The 16,590-nt window shown below is 69.9% G+C and carries 13 protein-coding genes; 11 read left to right on the top strand and 2 right to left on the bottom strand.

From position 1 onward, the window contains the following. The first annotated feature begins 41 nt into the window (after nt 1-41). The 4 genes from ACK8HH_RS13885 to ACK8HH_RS13870 are packed head-to-tail and all read left to right on the top strand — an operon-like array spanning nt 42 to nt 3,496. Nucleotides 42-1,028: a DUF3152 domain-containing protein gene (locus tag ACK8HH_RS13885; RefSeq protein WP_045539968.1), complete on the top strand. Its 987-nt coding sequence runs from the start codon at nt 42-44 to the stop codon at nt 1,026-1,028. A gap of 60 nt (nt 1,029-1,088) precedes the next feature. Continuing rightward, nucleotides 1,089-2,264, top strand: coding sequence for an adenylyltransferase/sulfurtransferase MoeZ (gene moeZ / locus ACK8HH_RS13880; RefSeq protein ID WP_346074958.1), 1,176 nt, complete (start codon nt 1,089-1,091; stop codon nt 2,262-2,264). A gap of 23 nt (nt 2,265-2,287) precedes the next feature. Further along, nucleotides 2,288-2,593, top strand: coding sequence for a hypothetical protein (locus ACK8HH_RS13875; RefSeq protein ID WP_346074956.1), 306 nt, complete (start codon nt 2,288-2,290; stop codon nt 2,591-2,593). Between the two features lie 60 nt (nt 2,594-2,653). Next, a complete protein-coding gene (locus tag ACK8HH_RS13870) occupies nt 2,654-3,496 on the top strand; it encodes a TIGR02569 family protein (RefSeq protein ID WP_346075158.1) in 843 nt (280 codons plus the stop codon). On the opposite strand, the gene ACK8HH_RS13865 is transcribed toward ACK8HH_RS13870, so the two are convergent. Further along, nucleotides 3,493-3,819 (bottom strand): MGMT family protein, encoded by a 327-nt coding sequence (locus tag ACK8HH_RS13865; RefSeq protein WP_346074954.1) that lies wholly within the window; start codon nt 3,817-3,819, stop codon nt 3,493-3,495. The genes ACK8HH_RS13870 and ACK8HH_RS13865 overlap by 4 nt on opposite strands. A gap of 2 nt (nt 3,820-3,821) precedes the next feature. Continuing rightward, the gene (locus ACK8HH_RS13860; protein ID WP_346074952.1) at nt 3,822-4,631 is read right to left on the bottom strand and encodes an alpha/beta hydrolase; all 810 of its coding nucleotides are present in this window, start codon (nt 4,629-4,631) and stop codon (nt 3,822-3,824) included. 63 nt (nt 4,632-4,694) lie between these two features. Here ACK8HH_RS13860 and ACK8HH_RS13855 point away from each other — a divergent pair, with 63 nt between their 5' ends. The 7 genes from ACK8HH_RS13855 (at nt 4,695) to ACK8HH_RS13825 (ending at nt 16,575) form a co-directional block, all read left to right on the top strand. Further along, nucleotides 4,695-8,051 carry an ATP-dependent DNA helicase gene (locus ACK8HH_RS13855; RefSeq protein WP_346074949.1) on the top strand — a complete coding sequence of 1,119 codons (3,357 nt, stop codon included), beginning with the start codon at nt 4,695-4,697 and terminating at the stop codon, nt 8,049-8,051. Then, nucleotides 8,044-11,421, top strand: coding sequence for an ATP-dependent helicase (locus ACK8HH_RS13850; protein WP_346074947.1), 3,378 nt, complete (start codon nt 8,044-8,046; stop codon nt 11,419-11,421). The genes ACK8HH_RS13855 and ACK8HH_RS13850 overlap by 8 nt, the downstream gene beginning before the upstream one ends. A 96-nt stretch (nt 11,422-11,517) precedes the next feature. Beyond that, nucleotides 11,518-12,582 carry a potassium channel family protein gene (locus ACK8HH_RS13845; protein ID WP_006895509.1) on the top strand — a complete coding sequence of 355 codons (1,065 nt, stop codon included), beginning with the start codon at nt 11,518-11,520 and terminating at the stop codon, nt 12,580-12,582. Continuing rightward, on the top strand, nt 12,582-13,496 hold the full coding sequence (gene nudC, locus ACK8HH_RS13840; protein WP_346074944.1) for an NAD(+) diphosphatase: 915 nt from the start codon (nt 12,582-12,584) through the stop codon (nt 13,494-13,496). The genes ACK8HH_RS13845 and nudC overlap by 1 nt, the downstream gene beginning before the upstream one ends. A gap of 45 nt (nt 13,497-13,541) precedes the next feature. Further along, complete coding sequence (locus ACK8HH_RS13835; RefSeq protein ID WP_006895507.1) at nt 13,542-13,802, top strand: mycoredoxin; 261 nt, start codon at nt 13,542-13,544, stop codon at nt 13,800-13,802. Between the two features lie 111 nt (nt 13,803-13,913). Next, nucleotides 13,914-15,962: an ATP-dependent DNA helicase UvrD2 gene (locus ACK8HH_RS13830; RefSeq protein WP_346074941.1), complete on the top strand. Its 2,049-nt coding sequence runs from the start codon at nt 13,914-13,916 to the stop codon at nt 15,960-15,962. Nucleotides 15,963-16,308: 346 nt separating this feature from the next. Continuing rightward, a complete protein-coding gene (locus ACK8HH_RS13825) occupies nt 16,309-16,575 on the top strand; it encodes a WhiB family transcriptional regulator (protein ID WP_006895505.1) in 267 nt (88 codons plus the stop codon). Nucleotides 16,576-16,590: the final 15 nt, after the last annotated feature.

The following is a 16,590-nucleotide window of genomic DNA, read 5'->3' as shown; positions in this document are numbered from 1 at the left end:
GGATGCGAGGTGAGAGGGGGCATCTATGAGAAAGTTGTGGCGTGACCGGTACACCAGACAACGGGGCGCAGCGTCCCCGCCGCCCGCGGCCCGACCAGCCGCTGCGTGCCCGCTGGGATCCGATCTCCGACAGCGGACGGTCGCGCTCCGAGCGGGTGGAGCGGCGCAAGCGCAGCACCCTGGGGCGGTTCGTCAGCACATACGGCTGGCGCGCCTACGCCATTCCGGTGCTGGCCGTACTCACCGTGGTGCTGCTTGTGATGACCGTCCGCAACGACGGCGACACCGCGGTCGACAAGACCGCCGCTACCGGTGACGACGTACGCAACACCCACGTGCAGGACGAGACGACGCCGATCGGCGCCCCGACCGGGCAGATCCAGGAGGCGGCGCTGCCCGCCGGCGCCCTGCCCGGAGGCGGTCCGTTCACGCGCAAGGGAGACGAGGTCTACCGCGTGGTGCGCGGCACCGGCGACAAGCTGGGCACGGCCAAGCAGGTCTACACGTACACGGTCGAGGCGGAGAAGGGACTGTCGCCGCAGGACTACGGCGGCGACCAGGCCTTCGCGAAACTCGTCGACACGACGCTGGCGAACAAGAAGAGCTGGATCGGTGACGGCCGCGTCTCCTTCCGCCGCATCGACACCGGCGAGCCGGACCTACGGATCTCGCTCACGTCGACCGACACCGCCCGCGAACTGTGTGGATATCAGATCAAGCTGGAGACCTCGTGCTTCTATCCGCCCGACAAGCGCGTGGTGATCAACGAGGCGCGGTGGGTGCGCGGCGCGCAGGCCTTCCAGGGCGACGATCTGACGTACCGCCAGTACCTCATCAACCACGAGACCGGTCACGGCATCGGATATGAGAAGCACCAGCCGTGCAAGGAGAACGGTGCGCTCGCGCCGATCATGATGCAGCAGACCTTCGGTACCGCGAATGCGCAGATCATGGCGCTCGACCCGGACATGGAGGCCGACCGTACGCTGGTCTGCAAACCGAACGCCTGGCCCTTCCCCGCGAACTGACCACCGCCCGCTGACGGGATGGCTGGAACGTATTCGGGATCGGAGACGGAGGTCTGAAGAATGTCGCCCTTGCCGCCACTGGTGGAACCGGCAGCCGAACTGAGCCGGGACGAGGTCGCGCGCTACAGCAGGCACCTCATCATCCCGGACGTCGGCGTCACCGGGCAGAAGCGGCTGAAGAACGCCAAGGTGCTGGTGATGGGCGCGGGTGGGCTGGGGTCTCCGACTCTGCTCTACCTCGCGGCGGCCGGAGTCGGCACCATCGGCATCGTCGACTTCGACGTGGTCGACACGTCCAATCTGCAGCGCCAGATCATTCACGGGCTGGGAGACGTCGGCCGACTCAAGACCGAGAGCGCGCGCGACTCGATCGCCGAACTGAACCCGTTCGTCGACGTCCGGCTGCACAACCGGCGGCTGGAGGCGAAGGACGCGGTCGACCTGTTCTCGGAGTACGACCTGATCCTCGACGGCACCGACAACTTCGCGACGCGATATCTGGTGAACGACGCCGCGCTGCTGGCCGGGAAGCCCTACGTGTGGGGATCGATCTACCGGTTCCAGGGGCAGGTGTCGGTGTTCTGGGAGAACGCTCCCGACGGTCGCGGCGTCAACTATCGCGACCTCTATCCGCAGGCGCCGCCCCCGGGCTCGGTGCCGTCCTGCGCCGAAGGCGGCGTTCTCGGAGTGCTGTGCGCGTCGATCGGCTCGATCATGGCGACCGAGGCGGTGAAATTGATCTGCGGCATCGGTGAACCGCTGCTCGGCAGGCTGATGGTGTACGACGCGCTCGAGATGACCTACCGGACCGTGCGCCTCCGCAAGGATCCGCAGGGACGGCCGGTGACCGCACTGATCGACTACGACGAGTTCTGCGGCGTGGTGACCGACGAGGCCGCTGCGGCGGCCGCCGGGTCCACCCTCACCCCGGCGCAGGTCGACGCGGCGCTGCGTTCGGAGGCGCCGCCCGCGCTGATCGACGTCCGCGAGCCGGTGGAGTTCGAGATCAATCGCATCGCGGGCGCACAGCTGATCCCGAAGGGAGAGATTGTGTCGGGACGTGCAATTGGAGACCTGCCGCACGATCGGCCGATCGTGCTGTATTGCAAGACCGGAATCCGATCGGCGGAGGCGCTCGCCGCACTCAAGAGATCCGGGTTCGACGACGCCGCACACCTGCAGGGCGGCATCGTGGCGTGGGCCGCGCAGATCGATCCGACCATGCCGGTCTACTGAGCGCGGCTGTCACAATCGGCGACATGACCAGGCGACCGAGAGCACTGCTGCCCGCCGCGTTCAACACGGCGGCGGTGGCTGCGGCCGGGGTGGCGACGGGCCTGATGGCTGCCGTCCCGCTGTGGTTCCTCATCCCGGTGCTCGTGCCCGGCCTCGACCCGCTGTGGACGTACATCGGGGCGTGCGTGCTGGTCGTGGCCGGGTCGGCGGCGGCGATCGCCGTTCGGCTGACCGGTACCGCGCGCATGCTGGCAATGGTCTTTCCGCTCGGCTTCGCTCTGGCGTGTGCGGTGCCGCCGGTGGTGAGCGAACTGGTGCAGAGCCTCTGACTGGACCGGTGTCGCTGCCCGGGAACGTCAGGCGTCCTGGGTAATCTGACGGACGTGACCATGATTGTCGAGCCGCCCGAACAGGTGTTGACCACGTTCGGCCTCACCGCGCATCCGCCCATCGCGATGGACGGCACCGGATGGCGCGTCGGCGAGGTGGTCCTGACGCTGGTTCCCGATCACGCGCGCGCCGCATGGTCGGCGACCGCGCGAGAGAACCTGTATGTCGAGGGAATGCGGATCGCGCGGCCCATCCGCGCCACCGACGGCCGTTACGTGGTGTCCGGCTGGCGGGCCGACACCTATGTCGCGGGCAGTCCCGAACCCCGGTACGACGAGGTCGTGGCGCTCGCTGACCGGCTGCACGCGGCGACGGCCAAACTCGAACGACCCCGCTTCATGCTGCAGCCGCCCGCGCCGCCGTTCAACGACGTCGACGTCTTCGTCGCGGCAGACAGGGCCGCCTGGGAGGACGTTCCGCTGCGGACGGCACGCGCCGCGGGAATGCCGGAGCCGACGAGCGAGGACGGGGAGCGCAGTCTCGCCGAACTGAAGATCCTCGGGAGTCTCCGCCGACCCGTCGACCTGCCGTCTCAAGTGGTGCACGGCGACCTCTTCGGCACGGTGTTGTTCGCAGGTGCCGCAGCGCCGGCGATCACGGACATCGTTCCGTACTGGCGTCCCGGGTCGTGGGCCGCGGCCGTGGTGGTCGTCGACGCGCTCGCATGGGGCGGTGCCGGCGAGGACCTGGTGGAGCGGTGGTCGAATCATCCCGAGTGGCCGCAGATGCTGCTGCGCGCGGTCATGTTCCGGCTCGCCGTCCACGGCATGCATCCGCGGTCGACCGCCGGTGCGCTGCCCGGACTTCTCAGGGTCGTCGACCTCGTCCGGATGATGGTTTAGTCCGGAACTCCCGTCGGTCCCGGACCGTCGGGGCGCATCCGGTGCGACTTCAGATCGATGCGGTCGTCGACGATTCGGATGCCTTCTTCGCGCAGTCGAGTCAATTGCCGCGCACGCAGGCCGGGCGATGGACGGCCGGAGGCCGGAACCACCCGATGCCACGGCAGGTCTGCCGAGTCGGTCCGCATGATCCACCCGACGATGCGCGGGCTGGACAGTCCCGCGGCGGCGGCGAGGTCGCCGTAGGTGCTCACCGCTCCGGGTGGGATGGCGGCGACGAGGGCCCGTACCGCCTCCACCTGATCCTCGGTGACCGCGGCCACGGCTACAGCAGGTCGCGCACCAGCGCGGCGCAGAAGTCGGGGACGAGGAACGGGATCATGTGCTCGGTGTCGACGCGGTGCACCGTCACCGTGTCCGCGCGCTCGGCGGCGCAGGCGGCGAGGAACTCCTGCCGGACGAAGGGCGGCTGCACCCGCTCGGCGACCACGACGTGCGTCGGGATGCCGGCGGGCGGGAGACGGAAGGCGCCGCTCATCTCGCTCCACGCGGTCGCGGCGGCCGGGGCCGACACTCGCCAGGCCACGCGTCCGCCGGCCGCCGGAACCAGATGTTCGGCGATCTCGGCGTCGAGCACGTCGGCGGGCACCGCACTCCAGCCCTCCATCCGCTTGGCGGCTCTGGCGTCGTCGGCGTCCTGGTAGCCCCAGTTCGCCATCGACGTCTCGGCGATGAACCGGGCCCGTTCGGGGTCGAGACCTTGGGCCGGATCGAGCAGGACGAGGCCGCGAAACGCATCCGGCCGGCGCTCGGCGAGGGCCAGGCTCACCGCGCATCCGAAGGAGTGGGCCACCGCGACGACTGCCTGCCCGACGGGGACATGAGCGTCGAGGGCCGCGCCGAGCGCATCGGCGTGTTCGATGATGCTCCACGGCGGCTCCCAAGGGCTGCGGCCGTGACCGAGCAGGTCGGGCGCCACCACCCGGGTGCCGGGCAGGTGGTCGGCGGCCATCTGCTCCCAGCGGCGCCCGTGCCCGGTGAGGCCGTGAACCGCCAGTACCGCAGGCGCGCCGGGATCGTCGGTACCGAACAGGTGCGTGTGCAGCGTGCGCGTCGGCGAGGCGGGTCCGGGCATGCCTCGACTCTAATGGGGACTTCCGCCACCGGGACTGTCGGAGGCGCGTGCTTCCATAGGTTCATGACCCGTCCCAGCACCCGACTCGTCGCCGCGCCCGCCCCGGCGGACGGCGTGCGGTCGTGGCCGGCGTCGGCGTCGGCGGTGATCGGGGGACGGCACCGCGCCGATCCCTCGCGGCCCTGGCGGCCCTGGCGCGTGCACGGCGGTCCGGGAACGGGCAAGACGTCGCTGATCGTCGACGCGGCGGTGGCGCGGCTGCTCGACCCGGAGGTACACCCGGAGTCGGTGCTGGTGCTGGCGGCGAATCGTCGGGCCGCCGGTGAGCTGCGGTCGGAGATCACCCGGCGTGTGCTCTCGGCAGGCGGGAGTCTGGGCGGGGCCCTGCGGGAGCCGCTGGTGCGGACGGTTCACTCGTACGCCTTCGCGGTGCTGCGGCTGCAGGCGTCGGCGCACGGCAATCCACCGCCGCGGCTGATCACCGGATCGGAGCAGGACGTCATCCTGCGCGAACTGCTCGCCGGCGATGTGGAGGACGGTGCCGAGTACTGGCCGGAATGGCTGCGACCGGCGCTGACGACCGACGGTTTCGCGCAGGCCCTGCGCGACCTGATGATGCGGGCCGCCGAACGCGGGTTGGGACCGGACGATCTCGCCGAGCTCGGACGCCGGCACAACCGGCCGGAGTGGGTGGCCGCGGGACATGCCTTCCGCCAGTACGAGGAGGGAATGCTGCTGCGCGGGGCGGTCGGGCTCGATGCACCCGAGGCGAGTGTGACCGCGGTCGACGCCGCCGAGCTGATCGGTTCCGCGCTGTCGGCGTTCGCCACCGACCCCGAGGTCCTCGCCGGACAGCGGCAGCGCATCCGTCATGTCCTGGTCGACGACGCCCAACACCTCGACCCCCAGGCTGCGTTCCTGGTGCGCTTGATCGGGACCGGCGCCGACTCGACGGTGGTCACGTCGGACACCGATCAGTCCGTGTTCGGGTTCCGCGGCGCGGATCCGGCGTTCGCGGACGGGCTCACCGAGGACGATCCGGAACGAGACGTGGAGTTGACGACCGACTACCGGGGTTCGCCCGCGGTGAACGCGGTCGGCCGCGCGCTCGCGCTGCGGCTTCCGGGGAGCCGGCCCCACGGCTATCCCGAACCGGCCGACCGAGGCGATGACGCGGCCCGCCGTGGACACGCCGACGTCCGGGTCTTCTCGTCCGCAGCGAAGGAAGCGACGGCGGTGGCGGACATGATGCGGCGCGCCCACCTCTTCGACGGGGTGCCGTGGTCGGAGATGGCGGTCGTGGTGCGGTCGGTGCCCAGAGCGCTGCCCGCGCTGCGGCGGGCGTTCTCCTCGGCGGGGGTGCCGATGGCCACGCCCGCCACCGACGTCCCGATCCATCGGCAACGTGCGGTCGTGGCGTTCATGTTGATTCTCCGGGTGGCTGGGGGCGGGCCGCCGCTGGACGCCGACGAGGTGGTGTCGTTGCTCACCGGACCGGTCGGATCCGCCGATCCGTCCGGTCTGCGTCGGCTCCGCAGGGGAATCCGGCGCATCGACGAAGCGCGCGGTCGAGATGCCGATTCGTTGAGCTCGCTCGCCGCGGCCCTGGGCGATGCCGACCTGATGGACGTCTATCTGGCCGGTCTCACGGACTTCGAGGCGATCGCTCTCAAGCAGGTGCGCAAGGCGGTGGACGCCGCGCGAGCGGCGGAGGCGGCAGGCGTCGGCGTGGAGGAGACTCTGTGGCGCGCCTGGCGGGCCAGCGGACTCGAGCGGAGGTGGACCGCGCAATCGCTGCGGGGCGGACGCGGCGGCGACCAAGCCGACCGGGACCTGGACGCGATGCTCGCCATGTTCGAGGCGGCGGGGACCTTCGCCGACAACCTTCCGGCTGCCGGGGTATTGGGCTTCGTCGATTACCTCGGCCAACTCCAGATCCCGCGCGAGTCGCGGATCGCGGTGTCGGGCACGGAGGCGGTCGCGGTGGTGTCGGCACACGCCGCGACCGGCCGCGAATGGGAGGTGGTCGCGGTGCCGGGTGTGCTCGACGGTCTGTGGCCGTCGCTGCGCAGCCGGGGCAGCGTGCTGGGGACACCCGCGTTGATCGACCTGTTGAGCGGAGTGGGCGCCGACGCCGTCGACACCATCGCGCGCGGTTCGGTGATGCTCGCAGACGAGCGGCGACTGCTGCTCGTGGCATGCAGCCGGGCACGGTCGCGGTTGCTGGTGACGGCGGTCGAGGACGGCAGCGGCGACGCATCGCCGTCGCGGTTCGTCCCCGAACTGGCCGACGCGGTCGGCGGCTACGGCGCCGACGCAGACGGCGGCGAAGACGCCGACGAGGAAGTGCCGATCGATCCCGGTGTCAGGCGCGTGCTGTCGCTGCCGTCGCTCGTCGCCGAACTGCGGGCGGTGGTGGTGTCCGGCGCGGATGCCGACGGCGGACCCGACGAGCGGACGCGAGTGGCGGCGGCGCTGCTCGCCGATCTGGCTCAGGCCGGGGTGCCGGGCGCGGCTCCGGCCGACTGGTTCGGTCTGATGGGACCGAGCACGCAGAAGCCTCTGTGGACGGCGGACGACGGTCCTCGCATTCTCTCGCCGTCCAACGTGGAGGCCTTGACCAAGTGCTCGCTTCGATGGGTGCTGGAGCGGCACGGCGGGCGTGACGGCGACGCCGAACAAGCGGTCACCGGAACTCTGGTGCACACGCTGGTGCAGGCGGTGGCGGGCGACATGGATCGCGCAGAGGTCACCGAGGCACTGCACGAGGTCTGGGGGAGGGTGTCGTCTCCCGCCCAGTGGTACAGCGCGCGCGAGTTGGAGCGGGCCGAAGGCATGCTCACCAACTTCCGCGACTGGCTGCGGCTGTCCCGGGCCGAGCTCACCGAGGCCGGTGTCGAGGTGGAGGTGGACGCCACGCTGCCCGCGGGCGTCGACGACGAGGGGAACGCGCTGCTGCCGGTGCGGTTGGTGGGCCGCATCGACCGGCTGGAGACCGACGGCTCGGGTCGGCCGGTGGTGGTCGACGTCAAGACCGGTAAGACGCCGATCCGCGCCGCCGATGCCGAGATCCACCCGCAGCTGGCGTCCTACCAGTTGGCGTTGAAGCTGGGAGGGGTCCGGGCGAGCGCAGCGACGGGGAATGACCGGGCGAGCGCAGCGACGGGGGTTGCCGCTGACCCCGGTGGCGGTCGGCTCGTGTACGTCGCGAATGCGAACAAGACCACCGGTGCGGCCGAGCGTGTGCAGCCGCCGCTGACGCCGGAGCAGGTGGAGGAGTGGATCACGGTGGTTCGGGAGGCCGCGCGGGCCAGCGTGGGACCGGTCTTCGCAGCGACGCCGAACAGCGGGTGCGGACACTGTTCGCTGTCGCAGTCGTGCCCCGCGCAGCTGCGGGGGAAGGCGGTCATCGATGACTGATTCGTTGGTCCGGGAAGAGAGGTCGAGGCGGGCGCCGAGGATCGGGGCGCGGTCGCTGGCATCCGCCTTGGGACTGCCGCCGCCGACCCCGGAACAGGTGGAGGTGATCGAGGCTCCGCTGGAGCCGATGCTCGTGGTGGCCGGCGCGGGTGCGGGAAAGACCGAGACCATGGCTTCCCGCGTGGTGTGGCTGGTGGCGAACCGGCTCGTGGGACCGGAGGAGGTGCTCGGCCTCACGTTCACCCGCAAGGCGGCGAGCGAGCTCGCCGCCCGAATCCGACGCCGGCTGTCGATGCTCGCGGGGAGCCCGGCTCTGCTCGAATGGGATCCGGGCGGCGAGTTGGCGAGCCGGTTGCGCAGCGCGGACGCGGAGGTGAGCACGTATCACGCTTATGCGGGCCGTCTCATCGCCGATTACGGGCTGCTGTTGCCCGTGGAACCCACGGCCACTCTCCTCAGCGAGACCGAACTGTGGCAGTTGGCGTTCTCGGTGGTCGCGTCGTGGCCGGGTGAGCTGAAGACCACGAAGGTTCCCGCGTCGGTAACGGAGGCGGTGTTGCGCCTCTATTCGGAGATGGCAGAGCATCTGGTCGGCGTCGACGATCTGCGGGCGGCGGGTACCGACCTGTATCGCTTGGTCGACACCCTCCCGAAGGGGCCGGGGCAGCGCGCCGAACCCAACAAGAAGCTCCGCGACATCCAGGCGGTCATCGACGAACGCCGGGAGTTGATTCCGCTGGTGTCGGCGCTCCGCGAGGCGATGGCGGCGCAGGGTGCGCTTGATTTCGGCAGTCAGATGTCGCTGGCCGCCCGACTGGTGTCGGAGCATCCCGAGGTCGTCGACGCCGAGCGCGCCGGTATCAAGGCGGTTCTGCTGGACGAGTACCAGGACACCGGCCACTCACAGCGGATTCTGCTGTCGGCGTTGTTCGGCGGGCATTCGGTCGGCGGCAGGCGGGCGATCGCGGTCACGGCCGTCGGCGATCCGATCCAGTCGATATACGGCTGGCGTGGTGCCTCGGCAGCCAACCTCCCGCGCTTCGCCCGCGACTTCCCGCGCCCGGACAGCAGGGACGCTCATCGCCGGGAGCTGCTGACCAGTTGGCGGAACTGCCGCGGCGCTCTCTACTTGGCGAATCGGACCTCGGAGGAGTTACGACGCCGAGGCGTGCCGGTGAGCGTCCTGCGAGCCCGTCCCGACGCGCCCGCGGGCACGGTTCGCCTCGCACTCACCGAGACCGTCGTCGAGGAGCGATCATGGATCGCCGACCGCATCGAGGACTACTACACGTCCGCTCAGCGGGACGGGGTCGCGCCGCCGACCACCGCGATCCTCGTGCGACGCAACGAGGATTCGGCGCCGCTCGCCGCGGAACTCGAACGGCGGGGCATCCCGGCCGAAGTGGTCGGCATCGGCGGACTGCTGCACGTTCCGGAGATCACCGACATCGTTGCGACGCTGCGACTGATGGCCGATCCGATGGCCGGCACCGCCGCGATGCGACTGCTCACCGGTGCACGATGGCAGCTGGGGGCGGCGGACCTCGCCGCACTGTGGCGCCGCGCGCGCGAGCTCGCCGCGGGCATCGGTGCGCCGACCACCGGTGCCGTCACCAGCCGAGAGGCGCTCGACGAGGCCCTGGACGCGGCGTTGCCGGGCGAGGCCGTCGACTCGGCGGGACTGTGCGATGCGCTCGCCGACCCGGGCGACGCCTCCCGCTACAGTGCGGCCGGATACGAACGGATCACGACCTTCGGCAGGCAGCTCGACGGATTGCGACGACGGATCGGCCAACCGCTGCCCGAGCTGGTGGCCGACGTCGAACAGACGATCGGCGTGGCGGTGGAGGCGCAGATCCGTGCGCGCCGGATGCGCGGCGAGGTCACCGGGCGTGAACACCTCGACGCCTTCGCCGAGTACGTGACCCACTACGCCGAGCGTCCGGGGGCGACTCTCCCCGGGTTGCTCGCCTTCCTCGACGCCGCCGAGACCGTCGAGAAGGGACTCGAAGCCGGGCAGGTGGAAGTGGCGCAGCAGCGGGTCCAGATCCTGACCGTGCATGCGGCGAAGGGCCTCGAATGGGATGTGGTGGCGCTGCCGCACGTGGCCGAGCGGATCTTCCCGAGTGGAAAGGCGGAGACCACCTGGCTCGGCTCGGCGCGGGAACTGCCCGCGGAGTTGCGCGGAGATCTCGCACGCGATGGTGACGAGGGCTTCCCGCCGCTCGACCTCACCGACGTCGGCGACCGCAAGGAACTCGAGGCGGCGATCGACGCGCATAAGGAGGCGATCGGCCGACGGCGGCTCGAAGAGGACCGTCGCCTGCTGTACGTCGCGCTCACCCGCGCCAAGCACACACTGCTCGTCTCCGCGCATCACTGGTCGGAATCGGGAGACAAGCCGCGCGGTGGTTCGGAGTTCTACACCGAGCTGGCCGAACTCGTCGCCGACGCCGCGGCCGGCCGTGCCTCCGACGAGGTGGAACCCTCGGGCTTGCACATCGACGTCGATGCGCCGCCGCCCGCACCGGATGCCGCCAACCCTCTCACCGAGCAACAGATCAGCGTCGCCTGGCCGGTGGACCTCCTCGGCGACCGGCGTGCTCCGATGATCGCGGCCGCCGAACTGGTCGACGCCGCCCGCGCCGAGCGGGCATTATTCGCCGTCGCCGATACCGAGCCGGCGGATGCGGACGCGCGCGAGTGGCAGCGCGAAGTGGCCGTCCTGCTCGAGGAACACGCGCGGGCGGGGGAGACGACGGTGGACGTGGAACTGCCGGGACACCTCTCGGTGAGTCAATTGGTGGAACTCGACTCCGACCAGGAGGCATTCGCGGCCCGTCTCCGGCGGCCCGTCCCGTATCGCCCCAACCCCATGGCACGACGCGGTACGGCGTTTCACGCCTGGGTCGAGCGCAGGTTCGGCGCCACGCGGCTGCTCGACGTCGACGAGCTTCCGGGAGCCGCCGACGCGACAGCCGGACCCGCCGAGGACGATCTGGATCTGTTGCGCAGCCGGTTCCTCGCCTCCGAGTGGGCCGACCGCACGCCGCTGGAGGTGGAGGTCGGCTTCGAGACGGTCATCGGATCGACGGTGGTCCGCGGGCGGATGGACGCGGTCTTCGCAGACGGCGACGGCGCGTTGATCGTCGACTGGAAGACCGGCGCCGTACCCGAGCCGGCGCGGCGCAAGCCACTGTTCGTTCAGTTGGCCGCCTACCGTGTCGCGTGGTCTCAGCTGTCGGGCATCCCCCTAGAGAAGGTGCGGGCGGCCTTCGTCTACGTGCGGCACGACTTCACTCTGGAACCGGCCGATCTCCCCGGCCCCGATGAACTCGCGCGGATCCTCGCCGACCCGGGCGCATCGTGACCGCTGCCATCGTGACCGCTGACCGTCGGCGGTCCGGTCCATGCAGTAGCCTCCCATGCGTGATGTCACAGTCGGCGCGGGCGAGGTGGAGTTCCCGTGCGTGAGCGGTTACGGCGGCGCCGCGGCGGCGGCCTGGTGGACGAGCCGGACTACGCGCTCGTCGGCGTCGTCCGGATCCCGGAGCATGAGAAGAGCCCGGCGCGGGCGATCGGCAGGCGCGTGGCGTGGGCTTTGACCGCGCTGCTCGTCTGCTCGGTGGTGGTCTATCTGGATCGCGACGGATACCACGACGCCCGTGACGTCCCGATGAGCTATATCGACGCGCTGTACTATTCGGCGGTCACCCTGTCGACCACCGGTTACGGCGACGTCACTCCGATCACCGAGTCGGCACGACTGGTCAACATCGTCTTCATCACCCCGCTGCGCGTGCTGTTCCTGATCGTGCTGATCGGTACGACCCTCGAAGTCCTGACCGAGCGTTCGCGGCAGGCGATCAAGATTCAGAGCTGGAGGAATCGGGTGCGCAACCACACCATCGTCATCGGCTACGGCACCAAGGGGCGCACCGCGATCGACGCGGTGATCGCCGACGGCGTCAAGCCCGCCGAGATCGTCGTGGTCGACAAGGACCCGAACGCGCTCGAATCGGCGAGTGCTCACGGTCTGGTCACCGTCCGCGGCGACGCCACCAAGTCCGACGTGCTGCGGCTCGCCGGCGTCCAGCACGCCTCCGCGATCGTGGTGGCCGCCAACCGAGACGACACCGCGGTGCTGGCGACGCTGACCGCACGCGAGATCAATCCGCGCGCCAAGATCGTCGCGTCGATCAACGAGGCCGAGAACACCCACCTGATGCGGCAGTCGGGCGCCGACTCCGTCGTGGTCTCGTCGGAGACCGCCGGTCGTCTCCTCGGCATCGCCACCATCACCCCGTCCGTGGTGGAGGTGGTGGAGGATCTGCTCAGCCCAGAAGAGGGTTATGCGATCGCCGAGCGTGAGGTGGAACCGTCGGAGACCGGCGGTTCACCGGCGCACACCAAGGATCTGGTCCTCGGTGTGGTGCGCGACGGCAAGCTGTACCGGGTCGGAGACGAACGCGTCGAGGAGATCGAGGTCGGCGACCGACTGCTGTACGTCCGCCAGGGCGGATCGGTCTGATGGCCTCGTTCGAGCTCGTCGAACCGCCGCTGCTGTCGCGGGCGGAGATCGACCGCGCCGACCAGGTGCGCAAAGACCCGGAGCGTCTCGCTGCGGGATGGGCGCAGGCGCGCGTCCTGCCGGTGGACCACCGCGGCCGCTATCCGGTCACCGACCGCGGCGCGCTGCGATGGGCGCGGGCCGCGGATTACGGTGCTGAACCGGTCGCGGGAGCGGTCTTCCTGGGGGTGGCGGACTGCGATCTGTGGGCCGTTCGGGTGGATGAGGTTCACGAGCCGGTGGCCGATCCGCGAACAGGCGCCCATCTGCTCTCCGCCGACGAGGCGGGACTGCTGGCGACAGCGCTGGGGGTGCTGAACTGGCACCGCACCGCGCAGTTCTCGCCGGTCGACGGCCGCCCGCTCGATCTCGTGCAGGGCGGTTGGCTGCGCCGCGACGGCGGTTCGGGTGCCGAGGAGTATCCGCGCACGGACCCGGCGGTGATCATGCTCGTGCACGACGGAGCCGACCGTGTCCTTCTCGGCCGGCAGGCCGTGTGGCCCGACCGTTGGTTCTCCACGCTGGCGGGTTTCGTCGAGCCGGGAGAGTCGCTGGAGCAGTGCGTTCGGCGCGAGGTGTTCGAGGAGGCGGGGATCCGGGTCCACTCGCCGCAATACCTGGGCTCGCAGCCGTGGCCGTTCCCGAGGTCGCTGATGCTGGGTTTCGAGGCGCTCGGCGACCCCGCCGAACCGCTGACCTTCCGCGACGGCGAGTTGGGCGACGCGAAGTGGTTCCACCGGGACGAGGTGCTCGAGGCGCTGGCGCGCGAAGACGACTGGGGCGCCGACAACCCCGGCTCGCGGCTGATGCTGCCGGGATCGGTATCGATCGCACGGAGCCTCATCACCGGTTGGGCTCGGGCACCGAGGCGCTGATACCCCGCGCCTCCGACGACTCCCGGAATGTGCTGAGATTGCGGCATGAGTGATGCGGCAGCGAACCCGGAACTGACTCTGTACACCACCTCCTGGTGTCCGTTCTGCAACCGGCTGAAGGCCGGTCTGGAACGCAACGGCGTGGAGTGGACCGAGATCGACATCGAGGCCGACCCGGACGCCGCCGAGTTCGTCGGCAGCGTCAACGGCGGCAACCACGTCGTTCCGACCGCTCTCTACGCCGACGGGTCTACGGCGACCAACCCGTCCGTCGGCGAGGTGATGAGCAGGCTCGGCAGGCTGTAGGACGGCCCAGCGCGGGGGCTCGGGCCGCCGGCCGGGCTCCCACGACACCGAGGAACCGGCTCTGAACTGCGGAGACGAGCAGTGTCGCAGGGGCATGAGAACGTAGTAGGCATGACAGTGATCGGGCATCCAGCGGCGGAAGGCGGAGTCACCTCAGGCCTTGATCCAGAACAGCTCGAAGCGGTTCTCGCGCCCCGAGGACCCGTCTGCGTGCTCGCCGGCGCGGGTACCGGTAAGACGCGCACCATCACCCGCCGGATAGCGCATCTGGTCGACTCCGGTCAGGTGAACCCCGAGCAGGTGCTGGCCGTCACGTTCACCGCGCGAGCGGCCGCGGAGATGAGGGAACGGCTGGAGTCGCTCGGCGTCGCCGGACCCGGCAACCGGATCGCCGCCCAGACCTTCCACGCCGCCGCCATGCGCCAGCTCCGCTACTTCTGGCCGATGGCGATGGGCGACATGCGCTGGGAACTGCTGGAGCACAAGTTCCGGATGGTCGGTAGAGTCTCGCGCGAATTGGGCCTCGACGTCGCCGACCGCGATCTGCTGCGGGATCTGGCGTCGGAGATCGAATGGGCGAAGTCGTCGGGTCTGGGTCCGGGGCAGTATGCGGAGGCGGCGCGACGTACCCACCGCGACCTTCCGGCCGACCCTGCGACGGTCGCGCAGGTGTTCTCCGCGTATGAGGCGGCCAAAGTCGCGCCGAACGGCGACCGACTGCTCGATTTCGAGGATCTGCTCACCTTCACCACCACGATCCTGCGGTCGGACCCGTCGATCGCAGAAGAGTTCCGGTCCCGCTACCGCAGCTTCGTGGTGGACGAATACCAGGACGTCACTCCCATCCAGCAGGACCTGCTCGACGCATGGCTCGGCGGACGCGACGACCTCACCGTCGTCGGCGACGCGAATCAGACCATCTACAGTTTCACCGGCGCGACGCCGACGTACCTGCTCGACTTCACCCGCCGGTACCCGGAGGCCACGCTGGTGCGACTGCAGCGCGACTACCGCTCCACTCCGGAGGTGGTGAGTCTGGCGAACGCGGTCATCGGCAAGGCCCGCGGCCGCATCGCGGGCACGCGGCTCAAACTCGTGGGCCAACGGCCGTCGGGACCGGAACCGGTCTTCGCCGGATTCGACGACGAGATCTCCGAAGTGGTCGGAGTGGTGGCGAAGATCCGGTCGTTGATCCGCACCGGTGTCCCGGCCTCGGAGATCGCGGTGCTCTACCGGGTCAACGCTCAGTCCGAGGCCTACGAGGAGGCGCTGTCGGAGGCGGGGATCGACTACCAGGTCCGCGGCGCGCAGAGCTTCTTCGAGCGGCCCGAGATCGTGGCGGGGATGCGGCGCCTGACGTCTCTGGCGGCGGGGGCCGCATCCCCGCCGATGGCGCCGGTGGACGCCGTGCGGCATGCGCTGCACTCCGTCGGGCTCACCGAGTCCGAGCCGAAGGGCGCCAACGCGCGTGCGCGATGGCAACAGCTGCTGCGTCTGATGGAGATCGTGGAGTCGATCGCCGGGGAGTCACCAGAACTGGACTTCGCCGGACTGGTGGCAAGGCTCGAAGAGCGGTCGCGGATGCGACACGCGCCGGTCGGTGCGGGCGTCACGCTGTCGTCGATGCACGCGGCCAAGGGCCTCGAATGGGATGCGGTGTTCCTGACCGGACTGCATGAGGGATCGATGCCGCTCGGGCGTGCGTCCAAGACCACCGAAGAGGTCGAAGAGGAGCGCAGGCTCTTCTATGTGGGTGTCACGCGGGCACGTGAACACCTCCACCTGTCGTGGAGTCTTTCGAGAGGCGAGGGGCGGGGCGCCAAGCGTCGGCGTTCCCGATTCCTCGAGGCACTGGTGCCGAATCCGGCCGCCGACCTCGATCCGCTGCCCGAGCGCCGCGACCCCGATCCCGACGTCCTCGCCGCGCTGACCGCCTGGCGCAAGGACTTCGCCGAGTCCGAGGGTATCTCGGCGGTCAACGTGATGAGCGTGTCGATGATCCGCTCGATCGCCACTGCGGTGCCGACTTCGATCGACGAGCTGGCGAAGGTGCGCGGCTTCGGAGCGGAGCGGGCAGACGTGATCGGGGCGCGGATCCTTGACGTGATCGATGCCGCCCTCCCCGGGCGCCGACGCGGCGAAACCGCAGGTAGAAAATAAGTTGTGCGCCGTTGGCGGCGCGCATACAGTACAGAAGTACATCACGCGGTGCGGAGATCCTCTGTGCCGTCCGGAGCCGCACGAGAGAAGGGAATCGACCAGTGAACTGGCAGACAGTACATCTCGCTGCAGCGGCAGCGCCCATGGCGCGAGCGCGCCGGCGATTCCCAGTGGCCCCCGTGGACGGCGATCCGACGTCCTACCGAATGTCTCACTCCTAGAGACCAGCGGAACCTTCGAGGCCACGGCGAATCGCGATAGCGAACCCCGTGGCCTTTCTCATCGCACCACCACGAGTAGGCCCGGGTTCATCAGACCAGCATCTGCGAACGAAAGCCGACCTACTTTGTCTACCTTGACCATTCCCCGAATAGAACTGCCCTGCCAGTCCACCGACTACGACGCCGACCTGTGGTTCGCCGACCGACCGGACCTCCTGGAGGAGGCGAAGAGCCTGTGCCGACAATGCCCACTGCGGACCCAATGCCTCGAGAGCGCGATGGAGCGCGAAGAGCCGTGGGGAGTCTGGGGTGGGGAGATCTTCGAGCGCGGTGTCGTCATCGCGCGGAAGCGGCCCCGTGGCCGTCCGCGGAAGAACGCGGCCGTCGCATGATCGTCGCGTTGCCGC

Origin of the sequence: Gordonia sp. LUNF6, assembly GCF_047041125.1 — a bacterium.
GTDB classification, from domain to species: Bacteria; Actinomycetota; Actinomycetes; order Mycobacteriales; family Mycobacteriaceae; genus Gordonia; species Gordonia sihwensis.
The sequence above is the reverse complement of the archived record's forward strand: the minus strand, read 5'-3'. Positions and strand labels throughout refer to the sequence as shown.

What these genes read in the sequence shown, in the direction of transcription:
- moeZ (WP_346074958.1), top strand. Translation starts at nt 1,089, where the DNA reads ATGTCGCCCTTGCCGCCACTGGTGGAACCGGCAGCCGAACTGAGCCGG.
- ACK8HH_RS13875 (WP_346074956.1), top strand. Translation starts at nt 2,288, where the DNA reads ATGACCAGGCGACCGAGAGCACTGCTGCCCGCCGCGTTCAACACGGCG.
- ACK8HH_RS13870 (WP_346075158.1), top strand. Translation starts at nt 2,654, where the DNA reads ATGATTGTCGAGCCGCCCGAACAGGTGTTGACCACGTTCGGCCTCACC.
- ACK8HH_RS13860 (WP_346074952.1), bottom strand. Translation starts at nt 4,631, where the DNA reads ATGCCCGGACCCGCCTCGCCGACGCGCACGCTGCACACGCACCTGTTC.
- ACK8HH_RS13855 (WP_346074949.1), top strand. Translation starts at nt 4,695, where the DNA reads ATGACCCGTCCCAGCACCCGACTCGTCGCCGCGCCCGCCCCGGCGGAC.
- ACK8HH_RS13850 (WP_346074947.1), top strand. Translation starts at nt 8,044, where the DNA reads ATGACTGATTCGTTGGTCCGGGAAGAGAGGTCGAGGCGGGCGCCGAGG.
- nudC (WP_346074944.1), top strand. Translation starts at nt 12,582, where the DNA reads ATGGCCTCGTTCGAGCTCGTCGAACCGCCGCTGCTGTCGCGGGCGGAG.
- ACK8HH_RS13835 (WP_006895507.1), top strand. Translation starts at nt 13,542, where the DNA reads ATGAGTGATGCGGCAGCGAACCCGGAACTGACTCTGTACACCACCTCC.
- ACK8HH_RS13830 (WP_346074941.1), top strand. Translation starts at nt 13,914, where the DNA reads ATGACAGTGATCGGGCATCCAGCGGCGGAAGGCGGAGTCACCTCAGGC.